This window comes from Pseudomonas sp. C7.1 (assembly GCF_056312395.1).
The window spans coordinates 3736434-3754979 of record NZ_JBWDTL010000003.1 but is presented as its reverse complement, the minus strand read 5'-3'; the positions used below and the strand labels follow the sequence as shown (position 1 = coordinate 3754979).

Genomic DNA, 18546 nt, shown 5'->3' with positions numbered 1-18546 from the left:
GGCTGCGCCGTAACCCACCAAATGAGCTGATGCCGCTTGGTGGGTTACGCAGCACTCGCGTACCGCAATCTTTCGTAAGCCATGTGCTGGGTGCTGCTAACCCACCCTACAAAAGCGCCAAGTCCTACAGCGCCTTTTCAAACACCTGCGAGTTGCGCTGGAAGTTGTACAGCGAGGCGCGGGCGGCTGGCAGGCGGTCGACGCTGCTGGGCATAAAGCCGCGCTCGCGGAACCAGTGGGCGGTGCGGGTGGTGAGTACGAACAGGGTTTTCAGGCCCTGGGCGCGGGCGCGGTCTTCGATGCGTTCGAGCAGCTCATCACCACGGCCGCCGTGGCGGTAGGCTGGGTTGACCGCCAGGCACGCCAGCTCGCCGAAATCCGAGTCGGCAATCTGATACAGCGCGGCGCAGGCGATGATCAGCCCTTCACGTTCGACGATGCTGAACTGCTCGATCTCGCGCTCCAGCACCTCGCGTGAACGGCGCACCAGAATGCCCTGGTCTTCCAGCGGAGTGATCAGCTCCATCAGCCCGCCGACATCCTCGATGGTCGCCTCGCGTAGCGATTCGAACTGCTCCTGAGCCACCAGGGTGCCGTTGCCGGTGCGGGTAAACAGCTCGCTGAGCAGCGCGCCATCCTCTGTATAACTGACGATATGGCTGCGCCGCACCCCGGCCTTGCAGGCTTCGGCGGCGGCATCGAGCAACTCGCCCTGGTAGCTGTTGCCCAGGCGTTGCAGATGCGCCGGCACCTGTTGTGGGCGCAGTTCGCGCACCAGCTTGCCAGCTTCATCGAGCAGGCCGCATTCGGCACCGAACAGCAGCAGCTTGTCGGCGTCCAAGTCGATGGCGGCGCGGGTGGCGACGTCTTCGCAGGCCAGGTTGAAAATCTCCCCGGTGGGCGAATAACCCAGCGGCGACAGCAGCACAATGCTGCGCTCATCCAACTGGCGGTTGATGCCCTTGCGGTCGATGCGCCGCACTTCGCCGGTGTGGTGATAGTCGACGCCATCGACCACGCCAATCGGCCGCGCGGTGACAAAATTGCCGCTGGTGATGCGCAGGCGCGAGCCCTGCATCGGCGAGCGCGCCATGTCCATGGACAGGCGCGCTTCGATGGCAATGCGCAGCTGGCCAACGGCGTCGATCACGCACTCCAGGGTCGGGCTGTCGGTGACCCGCAGGTCGCGGTAGTAGTGTGGCGTCAGGCCGTTTGTCGCCAGGCGCGCCTCGATCTGCGGGCGCGAACCATGCACCAGCACCAGGCGTACGCCGAGGCTGTGCAGCAGCACCAGGTCGTGAACGATATTGCCGAAGTTCGGATGGGCAACGCCATCGCCGGGCAGCATCACCACAAAGGTGCAGTCACGGTGGGCATTGATATAGGGCGAAGCGTGGCGGAGCCAGTTGACGTGGTCGTGCATTGCTTGAAGAACCTGTGTCGAATACGGAACGCATGGATTGGCGCGGCGATGGGCATGCCCACCCTCATCCGGCGCTACGCGCCACCTTCTCCCGGGGGAGAAGGGGATGGGAGGACGTTGCTGCGCAACTTGCTGTTGATACGAGGCAGCCGATAGCAGCGGGAGTTATCGTCGCAGTTGGGGCAGCTTCACGCGTTCTCTCCTCCGGATGACTCAGGTTGTTTGGCTTGCAGGCAGTAATGTTCAATCAGCTGTTGCAGCAGACGCACGGTAGGCTGCAAACGTGACATTTCCAGGTATTCGCCCGGCTGGTGGGCGCAGTCGATATCACCGGGGCCGAGCACCAGGGTTTCGCAGCCAAGCTGCTGAAGATAAGGCGCTTCGGTGGCAAATGCCACTGCGGCGGCGCTGTGTCCGGTCAGGCGTTCGGCAATGCGCACCAGCTCACTGTCGGTGCTCTGCTCAAAGGGCGGCACGCTGGGGAACAGCGGGGCGTAGTCGATCTTGACCTGATGTTGCTCGGCTAGCGGCTGCAACTTCTGCCGAATCGCCGCGCGCAGCACTTCCGGCTGCATGCCCGGCAGCGGGCGTAGGTCGAATTCCCGCGAGCACTGGCCGCAGATGCGGTTGGGGTTGTCGCCGCCATGGATGCAGCCGAAGTTCAGGGTTGGCTGCGGCACGCTGAATTGCGCGTTGTTGTACTCGCGCTGCCATTGCGCACGCAGGCCGCGCAGCTCCAGCATCACGTCCTGCATCGCTTCCAGGGCGCTGTGGCCAAGATTGGGATCGGAGGAATGGCCGCTCTGCCCGAGGATATCGATGCGCTCCATCATGATGCCCTTGTGCAGACGGATGGGCTTGAGGCCGGTTGGCTCACCGATCACTGCCGCGCGGCCCAGCGACCGTCCAGCCTCCGCCAGGGCACGGGCGCCGGACATCGAGCTTTCTTCATCACAGGTGGCGAGAATCAGCAGCGGTTGTTGGAAGCGCTGCTCAAGCAAGGGCTGTACGGCTTCGATGATCAGGGCGAAAAAGCCCTTCATATCGCAACTGCCCAGGCCCACCCAGCGACCATCGACTTCGGTGAGCTTGAGTGGGTCGGTCTGCCACAGCGCGGCGTCGAACGGCACCGTATCACTGTGCCCAGCCAGCACCAGGCCGCCAGAGCCGCTGCCATAACTGGCGAGCAGGTTGAATTTGCCGGGGGAAACTTGTTGCACGTCGCAAGCGAAACCAAGGTCGCCGAGCCAGCTCGACAGCAGTTCGATCACCGCGCGATTGGACTGATCCCAATGGGCCTGGGTGCAGCTCACCGACGGCGCGGCGATCAGGGCAGCGAATTGCTCTTTAAAGGAAGGCAGGGGCATCGGTCATCTCCGCAAGCGAGGCCCATCATAGGGCCATCGCTTGCGCAGATAAAACCGCTACGGGCGTTTAAAGGAAAATGCCGCGCAAGATATAAAAGAAGAAGATAGCCAGCGCAGCGCCCACCGGCAGGGTGATCAGCCAGGACATAAAGATCTTGCCGATCACGCCCAGGTTCAATGCGCCGATACCGCGCGCCAGGCCTACACCGAGTACCGCACCCACCAGGGTGTGGGTGGTGGACACCGGCAAGCCAATGGCCGAAGCGCCGACCACGGTGGTGGCGGTGGCCAGCTCGGCGGCGAAACCACGGCTTGGGGTCAGCTCGGTGATCTGCTTGCCGATGGTGGCGATCACCTTGTAACCATAGGTGGCCAGGCCAATCACGATACCCACCGCGCCGAGCAGCAGCACCCAGGCCGGCAGCGCCGCCTTGGCGCCCACCGCCTCGCCGCCGGACTGGATCACCCCGACAATCGCTGCCAACGGGCCAACAGCGTTGGCCACGTCGTTGGAGCCGTGGGCGAAGGCCATGGAGCAGGCGGTAAAGATCATCAGCACGGCGAAGACTTTCTCCACGCTGGCGTAGTGGAAGTCCTTATCGGCTTCGACGTCGATCTTGATCCGACTGAGCAGGGCGATACCCAGCAGCATCACCAGCGCGCCGATAACAACGGCGAGGAGGAAGCCCTCGCCGCCGGACAGATGCAGGCCGACGTGTTTGAGGCCTTTGGTCACGGTCATGATGGTGACCATAAAACCGGTGGCAAACATATACAGCGGCACGAAACGCTTGGCGTTGAGGAAGGGTTGATCAGTGTCGATAATCAGCTTTTGCACGCTGACAAACAGGCCGAAGGCGACGCAACCGGACAGCACCGGCGACACCACCCAGCTGGCCACGATAGGGCCAACGCCGGCCCAATGCACCGCATCCATGGATACGCCGACCGCAGCAAAACCAATTACCGCGCCAACGATGGAGTGGGTGGTGGAGACCGGCCAACCGCGAGTCGAGGCAATCATCAGCCAGGTGCCGGCCGCCAGCAGTGCCGACATCATGCCCAGCACCATCAGGTCCGGGGTGATCATCGACGCATCGACGATGCCGCTCTTGATGGTTTCGGTCACCTCGCCACCGGCCAGGTAGGCACCGGCAAACTCGAAGACCATGGCGATCAGGATCGCCTGCTTGATGGTCAGTGCGCGTGAGCCCACCGAGGTGCCCATGGCGTTGGCCACGTCGTTGGCGCCCACGCCCCAGGCCATGAAAAAGCCGAAGAGACAGGCAAGCAGCAGCAATACGAGGCCGTAGTCCGCAATCAGAGACATAAATAATTAATCCATGACAATTAAGTGGTGGCTTCCAGAAAGGACACTGGCGCTTAACGCGCCAGCAGTTGTTCCAGTCGGTTGCCGACACGTTCGGCACGATCGGCTACGTCGCCGATCCATTCGATGATCTTGTAGAGGAACATCACATCGACAGCGGGAAGGTCCTTCTCCAGTTTGAACAGCGCACGCCGCACCTCGATTTGCATCGTGTCGGTGTCGCGTTCGATCTGCTCCAGCTCCATGACCATGGATTCAACCAGTGCTGCTTCACGGCCACCGAAGCCGGTTTCCAGCAGTTCGTCGAGTTCGTTCATGGCTTTCAGCGCCTGGGCGCTGGCGTCCACGGTGCGCTGTACAAAGGCCCGCATCAGTGGCTGCAGCGCCTGCGGAATGGCCATTTCACGACCCAGCATCAGGCCGGCGATGTCCTTGGCGCGGTTGGCGACTTTGTCCTGTACACTCAGCAGCTCAAGCAGATCTGAGCGCGGTACGGGCAGGAACAGGCTCTTGGGCAGGTGCAGACGCACGCTTTTCTTGAGCTTGTCGGCCTCATGTTCGAGGTTAGCCATTTCCTGTTGTACCTGTTCCACCTTGGCCCAATCTTCAACCATCACGGCTTCGAAGAAGGGCACCAGATTGGCTGCGCACTCGTGGGCTTTGGCAAAGTGTTTTTGCATCGGCCCAATCGGTGAGCGGCCAAACAGGCTGGCAAATGGATTGACTGGCATAGGGTGAACCCCGGCGTTAAGAAGGCGGCAAGTATACGGATCAGTCCGCAGGCTCGCCAGCGCAGGTAATCGGACTGTCACAATTTCATAGTAGGCGTTGATTCCCATCATCATGAACAAAGAAACTGAAATCAAACTGCGGGTTAGCCGTGCAACCCTGGCCGCCCTGCGTGATCACCCGTTGCTGAAAAAGCGCAACAAGAGTGGTTGGGAGCAGCGCGAACTGTTCAATCAGTACTTCGATACCCCTGAGCGTGACCTGGCTGCGGCCAAGGTGGCCCTGCGCGTGCGCCGCGACGGCGAGCAGTTTATCCAGACCCTGAAAACCCGAGGGCAGAGCGTGGCCGGTTTGTCCGAACGCAATGAGTGGGACTGGAACCTGGCCAAGGCCAAGCTGGACCTGAAAAAACTCGATGACAGCTGCTGGCCAGCGGCCTTGGCCGAGCTGGACAAGAAGCAGCTGGTGCCGATTTTCACCACCGACTTTATTCGCGAGAAGGCGGAAATCGCCTGGGGTCGCGGCAAGGCCAAGGTGGTAATCGAAGCCGCGCTGGACCTGGGCAAGGTGATTGCCGGCGAAGGCGAAGAAGAAATCTGCGAGCTGGAGTTGGAGCTGCGTCAAGGTGAGCCTGAGGCGCTGCTGGAGCTGGCCGCAGAGCTTGCCGCCGACCTGGCGCTGATGCCCTGCGACATCAGCAAGGCCGAGCGTGGTTACCGCCTGTTCGATGCCAGCAGCTACAGCCTGAGCTTACCGGCGCCGAGCCTGAGCGCAAACACCAGCCTGGATGACGGCGTTGCGGCATTGGCCTGGCACCTGCTCGGCAGCAGCCAGCGCCTGGCTGAGCAGTACCGCTTCAATGGTCACTGGCGTTTGCTAGTCGACTGGCTGGAGCAACTGATCGGTCTGCGTGCGCTGCTCGGCAGCCTTGGCCAAGCCGCGCCGCGTGCCAGCAGCCATGCCCTGCGCGAACTGCTGGATGCCTTGCTGCTGGAATGGCGCCCGCGCATCCTGGCTGGCCAGGACGATGACAGCCTGCGCAAGAATGCCCCGGCGCTGTTCGCTGCTGAACTGCAAGGTAATCGCTGGGGCCTGTTCTCGCTGAACCTGTCGCGCTGGCTGCTGGCCCGCAGCTGGACTGCTGAACGCAATAACCGTGGCAATCGTCAGGGTGCTGCGCCGCTGGGCAACTGGCTGCCGACGCTGATTGCCGATGAAGGCGCCGCTCTGCAGCTCAAGCGTTATGTGCAACAGCCGGAAGACCTGGCCGAACAGCTGCCGCGTATCGAACGCCTGCTGGTCTGGCTGCACCTGGCTCGCGGCGTGCTGGAGGTGCCTGAGGTCGACCGCCTGTATGGTGAGCTGAATAAGCTGGCTGAACTGGCCACTCTTCAGGCAAGTCGGGCTATCGAGCCAGAGGTGCTGGATGCGCGCAAGGCGCAGCTGATTGCCATTGGTTCGCTGAAAGCCTGGCGTCAGTTGGTCAAGTAACTACCGCTGTGTGTAGGAGTCAGCTGCCTGGCGATGCTGTTGATCTGCGGATCGCCAGCCAGCTGGCTCCTACAGCCGCTAGCCCGGATTAAATCCGGGCGCCTCTCGCATCACTCAACTGCCATCACGAAAGCGCGTCCATACGGCATCGCGGGTAGCGCTGTGCTTTTCCGGCAGGGTTTCCAGCGGGTGCAGGCGGCGCTTGGTGTCGCGGTCCGGGTAGAGGTCGGGCTGGTTACGCAGAGCCTGGTCGAGAAACTCGCGGGAATCGGCATTGCCGCTGGGGTACAGGGTTTCTGCGGTGATCAGCGCGGCGACCTTGGGCTGCATCAGGTAATCGATAAAGCGGTGCGCCAGGTCGGGGCGCTTGGCGCTGCTGGGAATTACCAGGTTGTCGATAAACAAAATCGAGCCTTCGTCCGGCACCAAAAACCGCACGGGTTGACCCGCATCCGCTGCTGCCAGCGCATCGCCAACCCAGGCCATGGCCACGCACAGCTTGCCCTGGTTGAGGTCATCGATATAACGCTCGCTGTCGACATAACGCAGGTTTGGCCGCAGGCCATCCAGCACCTGGCTGGAACGCTCGATGCGGCTCGGCGCGCTGCGTGCCAGGCTGCGGCCCTGGTAGTTGAGCAGCAGGGTCAACGTCTCATCGGGTGCATCCAGCACGCTGATGCCGCAACCGGCCAGGCGCGAGCTTTGCTCTGCATCGAACAGCAGGCTCCAGCTATTGGGCAGTGGCCCGCCAAAGGCGGCTTCGGCCTGTGGCGTGTTGATCGCCAAGCCCACAGCGCCCCATAGATAGGGCAGCGCATGGCGGTTGGCCGGGTCGAGGGCGACCAGGGTGCTGAGCAGCTGTTTGTCGAGGTGCTTGCGGTTGGGCAGCAGGTTGAAATCCAGCGGCTGCAGGGTACCGTTCTTGATCATTGCCGGCAGGGCGTCGTGCGACGGCACAGCGACATCAATGGCTTCACCGCTGGCCAGGACCGCCTCCAGCTCTTCGGCGGTGCTGAAGGTGTGATAGTCGACACGGATGCCGGTTTCGGCCTCGAAATCCTTTAACACCTGCGGGGCGATGTAGTCATTCCAGTTGTAGACGCGAATCACCTCCTCGGCACTGGCCAGCAGCGGCGTCAGGGCAAACAGCAGTGAAGCAAATAGGCGAGGCATGGAGATCTCCTGAATCGGTTGATGTCGCGTCAGCAGGAATTCGTGGCGCAGCGTGCCCGTCATCGCGCCGAGGCGTGAATAAGCGGTAGGGCTGCGTAACGCGCGGAATAGAAAACGCCGGCTCAAAGGCCGGCGTTGGGTATTGCATCAAACCGTGTGCAAGTACCAGTTGTATTCGAGGTCGGAGATCGAGTTTTCAAACTCGGCCAACTCGCTCTCTTTACAGGCGACGAAGATATCGATGTATTTCGGGTCGATATAACGCGCCAGCACTTCGCTGTCGTCCAACTCGCGCAGGGCATCGCGCAGGTTGTTTGGCAGGCTTTGTTCGTTCTGCTCGTAGGAGTTGCCTTCCACCGGTGCGTTAGGCTCGATCTTGTTGGTCAGGCCATGGTGAATGCCCGCCAGTACCGTCGACATCAGCAGGTAAGGGTTGGCATCGGCGCCGGCGACGCGATGTTCGATGCGCACGGCATCGGCCGTGTCATTGGGTACGCGCAGCGCGACGGTGCGATTGTCGATGCCCCAGCACGGCGAGTTCGGCACATAGTACTGCGGTCCGAAGCGACGGTAGGAGTTGACGTTCGGGCAGAGGAAGGCCATCGAGGCCGACATGGTTTCCAGCACGCCGCCGATGGCATGGCGCAGGGAATCGTTCTGTACCGGGTCGTCGCAGGCGAAGATGTTGTTGCCCTGCTTGTCGAGAATCGAGATATGCACGTGCAAGCCGTTACCCGCCTGATTGGGGTAGGGCTTGGCCATGAAGGTGGTGTCCATCTCATGGTCGTAGGCAATGTTCTTGATCAAACGCTTGAGCAGCAGTGCGTGGTCGCAGGCCTTGATCGGGTCGGCGACGTGGTGCAGGTTGACCTCAAACTGCGCCGGGGCGCTTTCCTTGACGATGGCGTCGGCAGGGATGCCCTGCTCCTTGGCGCCTTCGAGGATGTCCTGCAGACACTCGGCGTATTCGTCGAGGTCGTCGATCAGGTACACCTGGGTCGACTGTGGGCGCTTGCCCGACAGGGGCGACAGCGGCGGCTGTGGGCGACCGTTCACGTTGGCTTGGTCGATCAGGTAAAACTCGATTTCAAAGGCGGCGCAAATGGTAAGGCCCATTTCGTCGAACTTCGCAACCACCTGGCGCAACACTTCCCGAGGGTCGGCGAAAAACGGCTGGCCTTCCATTTCATGCATGGTCATCAACAGTTGCGCGGTTGGGCGCTTCTGCCATGGCTCATTGCACAGGGTGTTGGGGATGGGAAAGCAGACCCGGTCGGCGTCGCCGATATCCAGACCCAGGCCGGTGCTTTCCACCGTCGAGCCGTTGATATCCAGGGCGAATAGAGACGCCGGGAGATTGATGCCGCGCTCGTAAACCTTATGCAGGCTCGCACGCTCGATACGCTTGCCGCGCACCACACCATTCATATCTGCGATCAGAAGGTCGACGAACAGGACCTCAGGATGTTTCTTAAGGAACGCGTTCGCTTCATTAAGCTGAACGGCACGCGGGGGTACCGACATGATGCAACACCTTTTTTGTTAAAAATATCAATCATTCAACTGCACGGGTGTGAGTCAATCTTAAACACCAGATGCTGTCAAGAGAGGCGCACTTTGCCCCAAAAGGGGGCTCGATGGCCAGTTTTAGGGCATTGCAGGGCAATGCCGCCCTTCTCAAAGCCTTGCCTACCGGGGTGCTCAGTCGGGTGTGTTCAATTTTTTACATGTCTATTGTGAAAAAAAATGAACAAGGCTAAGCTCGCTCGAAACCCATAACAGCAATAAAACGGGTGTCTCATGTCGCGCCAGCCGATTATCGGCGTTAGTGCCTGTACCAAGCAGATCGGGCACAACATCTACCACACCGCAGGCGATAAATACGTGCAGGCCATCGTCCAGGTGGTTGGCGGTATGCCAGTGATCATTCCCGCACTGGGCGAGCAGCTTGATCAAGCTTACCTGCTTCAGCACCTCGATGGTCTGGTGTTTACCGGCTCACCCTCCAACGTTGAGCCGCACCACTATGCTGGCGACGCCAGCGAACCCGGCACCGCCCATGACCCGGCGCGTGACAGTACAACCCTTCCCTTGATTAAAGCAGCAATCGCCGCCGGTATCCCGGTGCTCGGCATCTGCCGTGGCTTTCAGGAGATGAACGTAGCTTTTGGCGGCACCCTGCACCAGAAGGTGCAGGAGGTCGAAGGCTATATGGATCACCGTGAGCCCGAAGGGCTGCCGGCGGATCAGCAATATGGCCTGCGTCACGCGCTGCATGTGCAGCCGGGCGGGCTGCTCGCCGGCATCGGCTTGCCGGACGAGATACAAGTCAACTCCATTCATGGCCAGGGCGTTCAGCGTCTGGCGCCGGGCCTTCGCGTAGAAGCACTGGCGCCTGACGGGTTGATCGAAGCCTTCTCCGTCGAAGGTGCTAAAAGCTTCGCATTGGGGGTGCAATGGCACCCTGAATGGCAGGTACGATCCAACCCGAATTATCTCGCCATCTTCCAGGCCTTTGGTGAGGCTTGCAGGAAGACGGCGGGGCAACGCTGAGCCGACTATATATAAGCCGGCTCTCACCAACCCTGAGGTCTCTATGAGCACCAAATTAGACCAGCTTTCGAGCTGGCTGAAAGAACGCAAAATCACCGAAGTTGAATGCCTGATCAGCGATCTTACCGGCATTGCCCGTGGCAAGATTTCGCCGACCAACAAGTTCCTCGACGAAAAGGGCATGCGCCTCCCCGAGAGTGTGCTGCTGCAGACCGTGACCGGCGACTACGTCGAGGACGACATCTATTACGACCTGCTCGACGAGGCGGACATCGACATGTTCTGCCGCCCGGACGAGAACGCTGTGTTCCTGGTGCCCTGGGCCATCGAGCCGACTGCGATGGTGATTCACGACACCTTCGACAAGCAGGGCAACCCGATTGAGCTGTCGCCGCGCAACATCCTCAAGAATGTGCTCAAGCTCTACGCCGACAAGGGCTGGAAGCCAATCGTCGCGCCGGAAATGGAGTTTTACCTAACCAAGCGCAACAGCGACCCAGACTTCCCCCTGGTCGCACCGATGGGCCGTTCCGGTCGCCCGGAAGTCGGTCGGCAGTCGTTCTCCATTGATGCCGCCAACGAATTCGATCCGCTGTTTGAAGATGTTTACGACTGGAGCGAAATCCAGGGTCTGGACCTCGATACGCTGATCCACGAAGACGGCCCGGCGCAGATGGAAATCAACTTCCGTCATGGCGAAGCCCTGCACCTGGCCGACCAGATCACCGTGTTCAAGCGCACCATGCGTGAAGCGGCGCTCAAGCACGATGTGGCTGCCACCTTTATGGCCAAACCGATCACCGATCAGCCGGGCAGCGCGATGCACATTCACCAGAGTGTGGTGGACATCAAGACCGGGCAGAACCTGTTTTCCAACGCCGACGGCAGCATGAGCGAACTGTTTATGCACCACATTGGCGGCCTGCAGAAGTACATCCCCGAGCTGTTGCCGCTGTTCGCGCCGAACGTCAACTCGTTCCGCCGCTTCCTCCCGGATACCTCGGCGCCGGTGAACGTTGAGTGGGGCGAAGAGAACCGCACCGTGGGCCTGCGCGTGCCGGAAGCCAGCCCGCAGAACCGCCGTGTGGAAAACCGCCTGGCCGGTGCAGATGCCAACCCCTATCTGGTGCTCGCCGCCTCCCTGCTGTGCGGCTACATGGGCATGGTCGATGGTCTGACGCCCAGTGCTCCGGTCAAGGGTCGTGGTTATGAGCGGCGCAACCTGCGTCTGCCGATCACCATCGAGCACGCCCTGGAGCGCATGGAGGCCTGCAAGGACGCCGAGAAGTACCTGGGCGACAAGTTCATCCGTGGCTATGTCGCGGTGAAACGCGCCGAGCATGAGAACTACAAGCGGGTTATTAGCTCCTGGGAACGTGAGTTCCTGCTCCTGTCGGTGTAACCCTCGGGCGGCTGGTGCGGGCGATCCCTGCGCCCGCCGCCCCAAAGAATTTTTATCGGGCTGCAATACGCAGCCCGTGTAATCAAGGTGTCGTTATGAACAGTCAAGTGACCAACCCGAAAACGCTTGAGTGGCAGGCCATGAGCCGTGAACACCACCTCGCGCCGTTCAGCGATTTCAAACAGCTGGCAGAAAGTGGGCCGCGCATCATCACCAAGGCCGACGGCGTGTACCTGTGGGACAGCGAAGGCAACAAGATCCTCGATGCCATGGCCGGGCTCTGGTGTGTGGCCATTGGTTATGGTCGCAAGGAACTGGCAGACGCCGCCGCCAAACAGATGCAAGAGCTGCCCTACTACAACATGTTCTTCCAGACCGCCACGCCGCCGGCGCTGGAGCTGGCCAAGGCGATTGCCGACTTGGCTCCACAAGGCATGAACCATGTGTTCTTCACCTGTTCGGGCTCGGAAGGCAATGACACCATGCTGCGCATGGTGCGCCATTACTGGGCCATCAAGGGCCAGCCAAACAAGAAGGTGATCATCAGCCGCATCAACGGCTATCACGGCTCCACCGTGGCTGGCGCGAGCCTGGGCGGCATGACGTACATGCACGAGCAGGGCGATCTGCCAATTCCGGGCATTGTGCACATCCCGCAGCCGTACTGGTTCGGCGAGGGCGGCGATATGAGCCCCGAAGAGTTTGGTATCTGGGCCGCTGACCAGCTGGAAGCGAAGATCCTCGAAGTTGGCGAAGACAACGTCGCCGCCTTTATTGCCGAGCCGATCCAGGGCGCGGGCGGTGTGATCATCCCGCCGGACAGCTACTGGCCGCGCATCCGCGAAATTCTCGCCAAGTACGACATTCTGTTTGTCGCCGATGAGGTGATCTGCGGTTTTGGCCGTACCGGCGAATGGTTCGGCAGCGACTATTTCGGCAACACGCCACACATGATGACCATCGCCAAGGGCCTGACCAGCGGCTATATCCCCATGGGCGGGTTGATCGTGCGTGACGATATCGTCGAGGTGCTCAACCAGGGCGGCGACTTCAACCACGGCTTCACCTATTCCGGGCATCCGGTGGCCGCTGCGGTGGCTCTGGAAAACCTGCGCATTCTGCGTGAAGAAAAGATTGTTGAGCGGGTCAAAGTAGAAACGGCACCGTATTTGCAAAAGCGTCTACGTGAGCTGGCTGATCACCCGTTGGTCGGTGAAGTGCGCGGCGTTGGCATGTTGGGCGCCATTGAGTTGGTGCAGGACAAAGCCAGCCGCACGCGTTTCGCCGCCGATGTCAGCGTTGGCATGGTATGCCGCAAGCACTGCTTTACTAACGGTCTGATCATGCGCGCGGTGGGCGACACCATGATCATTTCGCCGCCGCTGGTGATCAGCTTTGCTGAGATCGATGAACTGCTGGACAAGGCCCGTAAATGCCTCGACCTGACTGCTGCAGAGGTGCTGGTTTAAGGTCTAATAATCTTTGGTTTCAGATGCTTACGTCTGAATGTTGTCAACCGAGGTGTGACCTTGCCAGACTGCGCTAATGCGTAGGTCAGGCTCACCGGAAGGTGCTGCAGAGGGCTGCGCATCTACCGGAAACGACTACAACAACAGGAGCTGTACGCATGAACACATTCGGCAAAACCCTTCTCGCGTTGTCCCTTGCTGGGGCCGTAGTAAGTGCCGCACACGCGGATGACAAGGTCCTGCACGTTTACAACTGGTCCGATTACATCGCAGAAGACACCATCGACAACTTCCAAAAGGAAACCGGTATCAAGGTCGTCTACGACGTCTTTGACAGCAATGAAACTCTGGAAGCCAAATTGCTGGCCGGTAGCTCCGGTTACGACATCGTCGTGCCGTCCAACCCATTTCTGGCCAAGCAGATCAAGGCCGGCGTTTACCAGAAGCTGGATAAATCCAAGCTGCCAAACTGGGAAAATCTCGACAAGAACCTGCTCAAGGCCCTTGACCCGAGCGACCCAGGCAACCTGTATTCGATTCCCTATATGTGGGGCACCATCGGTATTGGTTACAACGTCGATAAGGTTAAGGCTGCGCTCGGCACTGACGCGCCGGTCAACTCCTGGGACTTGCTGTTCAAACCGGAAAACATCGCCAAGCTGAAAGAGTGCGGTGTGTCCTTCCTGGATTCGCCGACTGAAATTCTCCCGGCTGCGCTCAACTACCTGGGCTTTAAACCGGACAGCACCGATGCCGGCGAGCTGAAGAAAGCCGAAGAGCTGTTCCTCTCGATTCGTTCCTCGACCGCCTACTTCCACAGCTCCAAGTACATCGGCGACCTGGCTAACGGCAACATCTGCGTAGCAATTGGCTACTCGGGCGACCTGTACCAGTCCAAGTCCCGTGCTGAAGAAGCCAAGAACGGCGTGAACATCTCCTACAGCATCCCGAAAGAAGGTGCTGGCAGCTTCTTCGACATGCTGGCCATCCCGGCTGATGCGAAAAACGTCGAAGCCGCTCACGTATTCCTCAACTACCTGATGAAGCCAGACGTCATGGCCAACATCACCAACTTCGTGCAGTTCCCTAACGGTAACGCTGCGGCCACCCCGCTGGTTGACGAAGTGTTGCGTAACGACCCGGGCATTTATCCGGACGCGGCCACCATGGCCAAGATCTACACCTTCCCAGATCTGCCCGCCAAAGTGCAGCGCACCATGACGCGCAGCTGGACCAAGATCAAATCGGGTCAGTAATGCCATAACGGCAAGAGGCCATAGCCCTAACGGTGTGCGGCGGGTTGCTCCGCCGCATTCACCCACAACAATAAGGAAGCTCCTATGCGTCGTCCCCCACTTCTGGCCGGCCTGCTGGCCGCCGCCGTCAGCATCAGCGCCGTGCAAGCCGCCGAGCCTGTGGTCAAGGTCTACAACTGGTCTGACTATATTGGCGAAACCACCCTGGCCGACTTCCAGAAAGCCACGGGCATCAAAGCCCTGTACGACGTGTTCGACTCCAACGAAACCCTGGAAGGCAAACTGCTGGCGGGCCGTTCCGGCTACGACATCGTGGTGCCGTCCAACCATTTCCTCGGCAAGCAGATCAAGGCGGGCGCGTTCCAGAAGCTCGACCGCAATCAGCTGCCGAACTGGCAAAACCTTGACCCGTTGCTGCTCAAGCAGCTGCAAGTCAACGATCCCGGTAACCAGTATTCGGTGCCATACCTGTGGGGCACCAATGGTATTGGCTACAACGTGGCCAAGATCAAGGAAGTGCTCGGTGTCGACGAAATCGACTCCTGGGCCACCGTGTTCGAGCCGGAAAATATGCAGAAGCTCGCCAGTTGCGGCGTGAGCTTTCTCGACTCGGCCGATGAGATGATTCCGGCCGTGCTCAACTACATGGGCCTGGACCCCAATACCCGGAGCGCCGACGACTACGCCAAGGCCGAAGCCAAACTGCTGACCGTGCGCCCTTACGTGACCTACTTCCATAGCTCCAAGTACATCGGTGATCTGGCCAACGGTAATATCTGCGTTGCCGTCGGTTTCTCCGGTGACATCCTGCAGGCCGCTGATCGCGCCGAAGAGGCGGGCAAGGGCATCGAAATCGCCTACAGCATCCCCAAAGAAGGGGCCAACCTGTGGTTCGACATGCTTGCCATCCCGGTGGATGCCAGCAACCCGAAAGAGGCACACGCCTTTATCAATTTTCTGCTGGACCCCACGGCTATTGCCGGGGTTAGCGATTACGTCGGTTATGCCAACCCCAACCTCAAGGCGGGCGAGCTGATGGACCAGGACGTGCGAAACGACGAGTCGGTGTATCCGCCACAAGCGGTGCTGGACAAGTTGTTTATCTCGGCGGAGTTGCCGGTAAAAGTACAACGCCTGATGACCCGCAGCTGGACCAAGGTCAAGTCGGGCCAATAATTTTAAACCGCCCGGCCAGCGTGGCTGGGCGCTACTTTTTTGCGGGAGTTTTGGTAATGGCAGTTGCTTCCAGTGCCTATAAGAAAGTGCTTGAAGGCGATCAGCAACCGAAAGAGGTGTTGGTCAAGATTGAGCGCGTCACCAAAAAATTTGATGAGACGATTGCCGTAGATGATGTTTCGCTGACCATTAACAAGGGTGAAATCTTCGCCCTGCTGGGTGGTTCGGGTTCGGGTAAATCAACCCTGCTGCGCATGCTTGCTGGTTTCGAGCGGCCTACCGAAGGACGGATCTTCCTCGACGGCGAGGACATCACCGATCTGCCGCCCTACGAGCGGCCGATCAATATGATGTTCCAGTCCTACGCGCTGTTCCCGCACATGAGCGTGGCTGACAACATCGCCTTCGGCCTCAAGCAGGACAAAATGCCCAAGGCAGAAATCGACGCCCGCGTTGACGAAATGCTCAAGCTGGTGCACATGAGCCAGTACGCCAAGCGCAAGCCGCACCAGCTCTCTGGTGGTCAGCGCCAGCGTGTGGCGTTGGCGCGCTCGCTGGCCAAGCGGCCTAAACTGCTGCTGCTCGACGAGCCCATGGGCGCACTGGACAAAAAGCTGCGTTCACAGATGCAGCTTGAGTTGGTCGAGATCATCGAGCGCGTCGGCGTAACCTGCGTCATGGTGACCCACGACCAGGAAGAGGCCATGACCATGGCCCAGCGCATCGCCATCATGCACCTAGGCTGGATCGCTCAGATTGGCAGCCCGGTCGACATTTACGAAACCCCGACCAGCCGCCTGGTCTGCGAATTTATCGGCAACGTCAACCTGTTCGAAGGCACTGTGGTCGAGGACATGGAAGATCACGCGCTGATCGACAGCCCTGATCTTGAACGCAATATTTACGTCGGCCACGGGGTTAATACCTCGGTGCAGGACAAGAGCATCACCTACGCCATCCGCCCAGAAAAAATGCTCTTCAGTACCGAACAGCCGGGCTATGAGTACAACTGGTCACGCGGCACCGTGCACGACATTGCTTACTTGGGCGGCCACTCAGTGTTTTACGTGCAGCTGCCGAGCGGCAAGATCGTCCAATCATTTGTCGCCAACGCTGAACGGCGTGGCGCCCGGCCTACCTGGGACGATGAAGTCTACGTCTGGTGGGAGGACGACAGCGGGGTGACATTACGCTCATGAATATCAGCCGAAGCATCAGCCGCCGTATGCCCAAGGGCCGGCACCTGGTAATCGGGGTGCCCTTCCTCTGGCTATTCCTATTCTTCCTGCTGCCTTTCATCATTGTGATGAAAATCAGCTTTGCCGAAGCCGATGTCGCCATCCCGCCGTACACCGAGGTGTTCAGCTGGGTGGACAACACCTTCACCCTGATCGTTAACCTGAGTAACTACATCTTCCTTAGTGAAGATGCGCTGTACCTAGCGGCTTACTTAGGGTCCTTGAAAATAGCCGCTATCAGCACGCTGCTCTGCCTGTTGATTGGCTTTCCCATGGCCTATTCCATCGCGCGGGCCGACAAAGCCAAGCAAATGGTCTTTCTGCTGCTGATCATGATGCCGACCTGGACGGCGATCCTGATCCGTGTGTATGCCTGGATGGGCATCCTCAGCAACAACGGCCTGCTCAATGGCTTTTTGATGTGGCTGGGGGTGATCAACGAACCGCTGCAGATCCTCAACACCAACCTGGCGGTGTACATCGGTATTGTCTATTCGTACCTGCCGTTTATGATCCTGCCGCTGTTCGCCAACCTGGTAAAACACGACCAGAGCCTGCTGGAAGCCGCTGCCGACCTGGGGTCGAGCACCTACAACAGCTTCTGGAAAATCACCGTGCCGCTGGCCAAGGGCGGCATCATCACCGGCTGCATGCTGGTGTTTATCCCGGTGGTGGGTGAGTTCGTGATTCCTGAGCTACTCGGTGGCCCGGAAACCCTGATGATCGGCAAGGTGCTCTGGCAAGAGTTCTTCAACAACCGCGACTGGCCGGTTGCCTCCGCCCTGGCAGTGGTGATGCTGGCGATCCTGATCATCCCGATCATTCTGTTTAACCGTCACCAAGCGAAAGAAATGGAGGGCCGGCCATGAAGCGTTTTAGTTTCTCCAACTTTATGTTGTGGGCCGGTTTTGCCTTTATCTACCTGCCGATGCTGATCCTGGTGATCTACTCGTTCAACGAGTCGCGCCTGGTAACGGTTTGGGGCGGTTGGTCGGTGAAGTGGTACGTCGGCCTGCTCGACAACACCCAGCTGATGAACTCAGTGATGCGCTCGCTGGAAATCGCCTGCTACACCGCGATTGCCGCCGTTGCGCTGGGCACTATGGCCGCCTTCGTGCTGACCCGCGTCACCCGCTTCAAGGGCCGCACGCTGTTCGGTGGCCTGGTCACCGCACCGCTGGTCATGCCTGAGGTGATTACCGGTCTGTCGTTGCTGTTGCTGTTTGTGGCGATGGCCCAGTTGATCGGCTGGCCGGCTGAGCGCGGCATCATGACCATCTGGATCGCCCACACCACCTTCTGTTCGGCCTATGTGGCCGTGGTGGTGTCGTCGCGCTTGCGTGAGTTGGACCTGTCCATCGAAGAAGCGGCCATGGACCTCGGTGCCAAGCCGTGGAAGGTGTTCTTCCTGATCACCATCCCGATGATCGCGCCCTCGTTGGCGGCCGGCGCAATGATGTCCTTTGCCTTGTCGCTGGACGATCTGGTACTCGCCAGCTTCGTCTCCGGTCCGGGTTCGACCACCTTGCCGATGGAAGTTTTCTCCGCCGTACGTCTGGGCGTGAAGCCGGAAATCAACGCAGTGGCCAGTCTGATCCTGTTGTCGGTGTCCTTCGCTACCTTCCTGGTGTGGTTCTTCGCCCACCGTGCCGAAGAAAAGCGCAAGAAAGCCCTGCAGCAAGCCATGGATGAGTCCACCGGCGCGCACTTGCAGAGCGGTCCGGACAGCCGTCGTGACCCATCCCAGGTGCATGCCTGAGCGGATTAAGCGCTAAACCCACAAGGGCCACATCAGTGGCCCTTGTGCATTGTGTTCAGCGTTGTGCGGCGCTCGCCAGTCATCCCTGCCGTGAGCTTAAGCCTCTGCAGGCATAGGTGGATGACGCTTTACCCATCCACCAGCCCTGCAATCGTGGTGGATGAAAAGAGCGTCATCCAC

At 59.8% G+C, this 18546-nt stretch carries 15 protein-coding genes; 9 read left to right on the top strand and 6 right to left on the bottom strand.

The features are described 5' to 3' along the window. Window positions 1–124 precede the first annotated feature (124 nt). The 4 genes from argA to AC0T4W_RS20950 all read right to left on the bottom strand — a co-directional run bounded on the left by argA (window position 125) and on the right by AC0T4W_RS20950 (window position 4851). Complete coding sequence (argA, locus tag AC0T4W_RS20965; RefSeq protein WP_476322343.1) at window positions 125–1423, bottom strand: amino-acid N-acetyltransferase; 1299 nt, start codon at window positions 1421–1423, stop codon at window positions 125–127. A gap of 188 nt (window positions 1424–1611) precedes the next feature. Beyond that, window positions 1612–2790 (bottom strand): acetylornithine deacetylase, encoded by a 1179-nt coding sequence (argE, locus tag AC0T4W_RS20960; protein WP_476322342.1) that lies wholly within the window; start codon window positions 2788–2790, stop codon window positions 1612–1614. Window positions 2791–2857: 67 nt separating this feature from the next. Further along, window positions 2858–4120: an inorganic phosphate transporter gene (locus AC0T4W_RS20955; RefSeq protein WP_476322340.1), complete on the bottom strand. Its 1263-nt coding sequence runs from the start codon at window positions 4118–4120 to the stop codon at window positions 2858–2860. 53 nt (window positions 4121–4173) lie between these two features. Further along, window positions 4174–4851: a TIGR00153 family protein gene (locus AC0T4W_RS20950; protein ID WP_476322337.1), complete on the bottom strand. Its 678-nt coding sequence runs from the start codon at window positions 4849–4851 to the stop codon at window positions 4174–4176. Between the two features lie 112 nt (window positions 4852–4963). Between AC0T4W_RS20950 and AC0T4W_RS20945 the strand changes: the two genes are divergently transcribed. Beyond that, window positions 4964–6340, top strand: coding sequence for a CYTH domain-containing protein (locus AC0T4W_RS20945; protein WP_476322334.1), 1377 nt, complete (start codon window positions 4964–4966; stop codon window positions 6338–6340). A gap of 114 nt (window positions 6341–6454) precedes the next feature. Here AC0T4W_RS20945 and AC0T4W_RS20940 read toward each other — a convergent pair whose 3' ends face one another. Then, entirely contained in the window at window positions 6455–7513 is a 1059-nt protein-coding gene (locus AC0T4W_RS20940; RefSeq protein ID WP_476322331.1) for a polyamine ABC transporter substrate-binding protein, read from the bottom strand. A 147-nt stretch (window positions 7514–7660) separates the two neighbouring features. Then, window positions 7661–9037: a glutamine synthetase family protein gene (locus AC0T4W_RS20935; RefSeq protein WP_476322329.1), complete on the bottom strand. Its 1377-nt coding sequence runs from the start codon at window positions 9035–9037 to the stop codon at window positions 7661–7663. 276 nt (window positions 9038–9313) lie between these two features. Here AC0T4W_RS20935 and AC0T4W_RS20930 point away from each other — a divergent pair, with 276 nt between their 5' ends. The 8 genes from AC0T4W_RS20930 to AC0T4W_RS20895 all read left to right on the top strand — a co-directional run bounded on the left by AC0T4W_RS20930 (window position 9314) and on the right by AC0T4W_RS20895 (window position 18366). Beyond that, window positions 9314–10066, top strand: a complete 753-nt coding sequence (locus tag AC0T4W_RS20930) for a gamma-glutamyl-gamma-aminobutyrate hydrolase family protein (protein ID WP_476322326.1) — start codon at window positions 9314–9316, stop codon at window positions 10064–10066. Window positions 10067–10109: 43 nt separating this feature from the next. Then, window positions 10110–11468, top strand: a complete 1359-nt coding sequence (locus tag AC0T4W_RS20925) for a glutamine synthetase family protein (RefSeq protein WP_476322323.1) — start codon at window positions 10110–10112, stop codon at window positions 11466–11468. Between the two features lie 95 nt (window positions 11469–11563). Beyond that, the gene (locus tag AC0T4W_RS20920) at window positions 11564–12937 is read left to right on the top strand and encodes an aspartate aminotransferase family protein (RefSeq protein ID WP_476322320.1); all 1374 of its coding nucleotides are present in this window, start codon (window positions 11564–11566) and stop codon (window positions 12935–12937) included. A gap of 158 nt (window positions 12938–13095) precedes the next feature. Continuing rightward, a complete protein-coding gene (locus tag AC0T4W_RS20915; protein ID WP_476322317.1) occupies window positions 13096–14193 on the top strand; it encodes an extracellular solute-binding protein in 1098 nt (365 codons plus the stop codon). A gap of 84 nt (window positions 14194–14277) precedes the next feature. After that, a complete protein-coding gene (locus AC0T4W_RS20910; protein WP_476322314.1) occupies window positions 14278–15369 on the top strand; it encodes a polyamine ABC transporter substrate-binding protein in 1092 nt (363 codons plus the stop codon). A 56-nt stretch (window positions 15370–15425) separates the two neighbouring features. After that, window positions 15426–16568: a polyamine ABC transporter ATP-binding protein gene (potA, locus tag AC0T4W_RS20905; RefSeq protein ID WP_476322311.1), complete on the top strand. Its 1143-nt coding sequence runs from the start codon at window positions 15426–15428 to the stop codon at window positions 16566–16568. A 26-nt stretch (window positions 16569–16594) separates the two neighbouring features. Continuing rightward, entirely contained in the window at window positions 16595–17476 is an 882-nt protein-coding gene (locus AC0T4W_RS20900; RefSeq protein ID WP_476323822.1) for an ABC transporter permease subunit, read from the top strand. Beyond that, a complete protein-coding gene (locus AC0T4W_RS20895; RefSeq protein ID WP_476322308.1) occupies window positions 17473–18366 on the top strand; it encodes an ABC transporter permease subunit in 894 nt (297 codons plus the stop codon). Before AC0T4W_RS20900 ends, AC0T4W_RS20895 begins: the two co-directional genes overlap by 4 nt. Window positions 18367–18546: the final 180 nt, after the last annotated feature.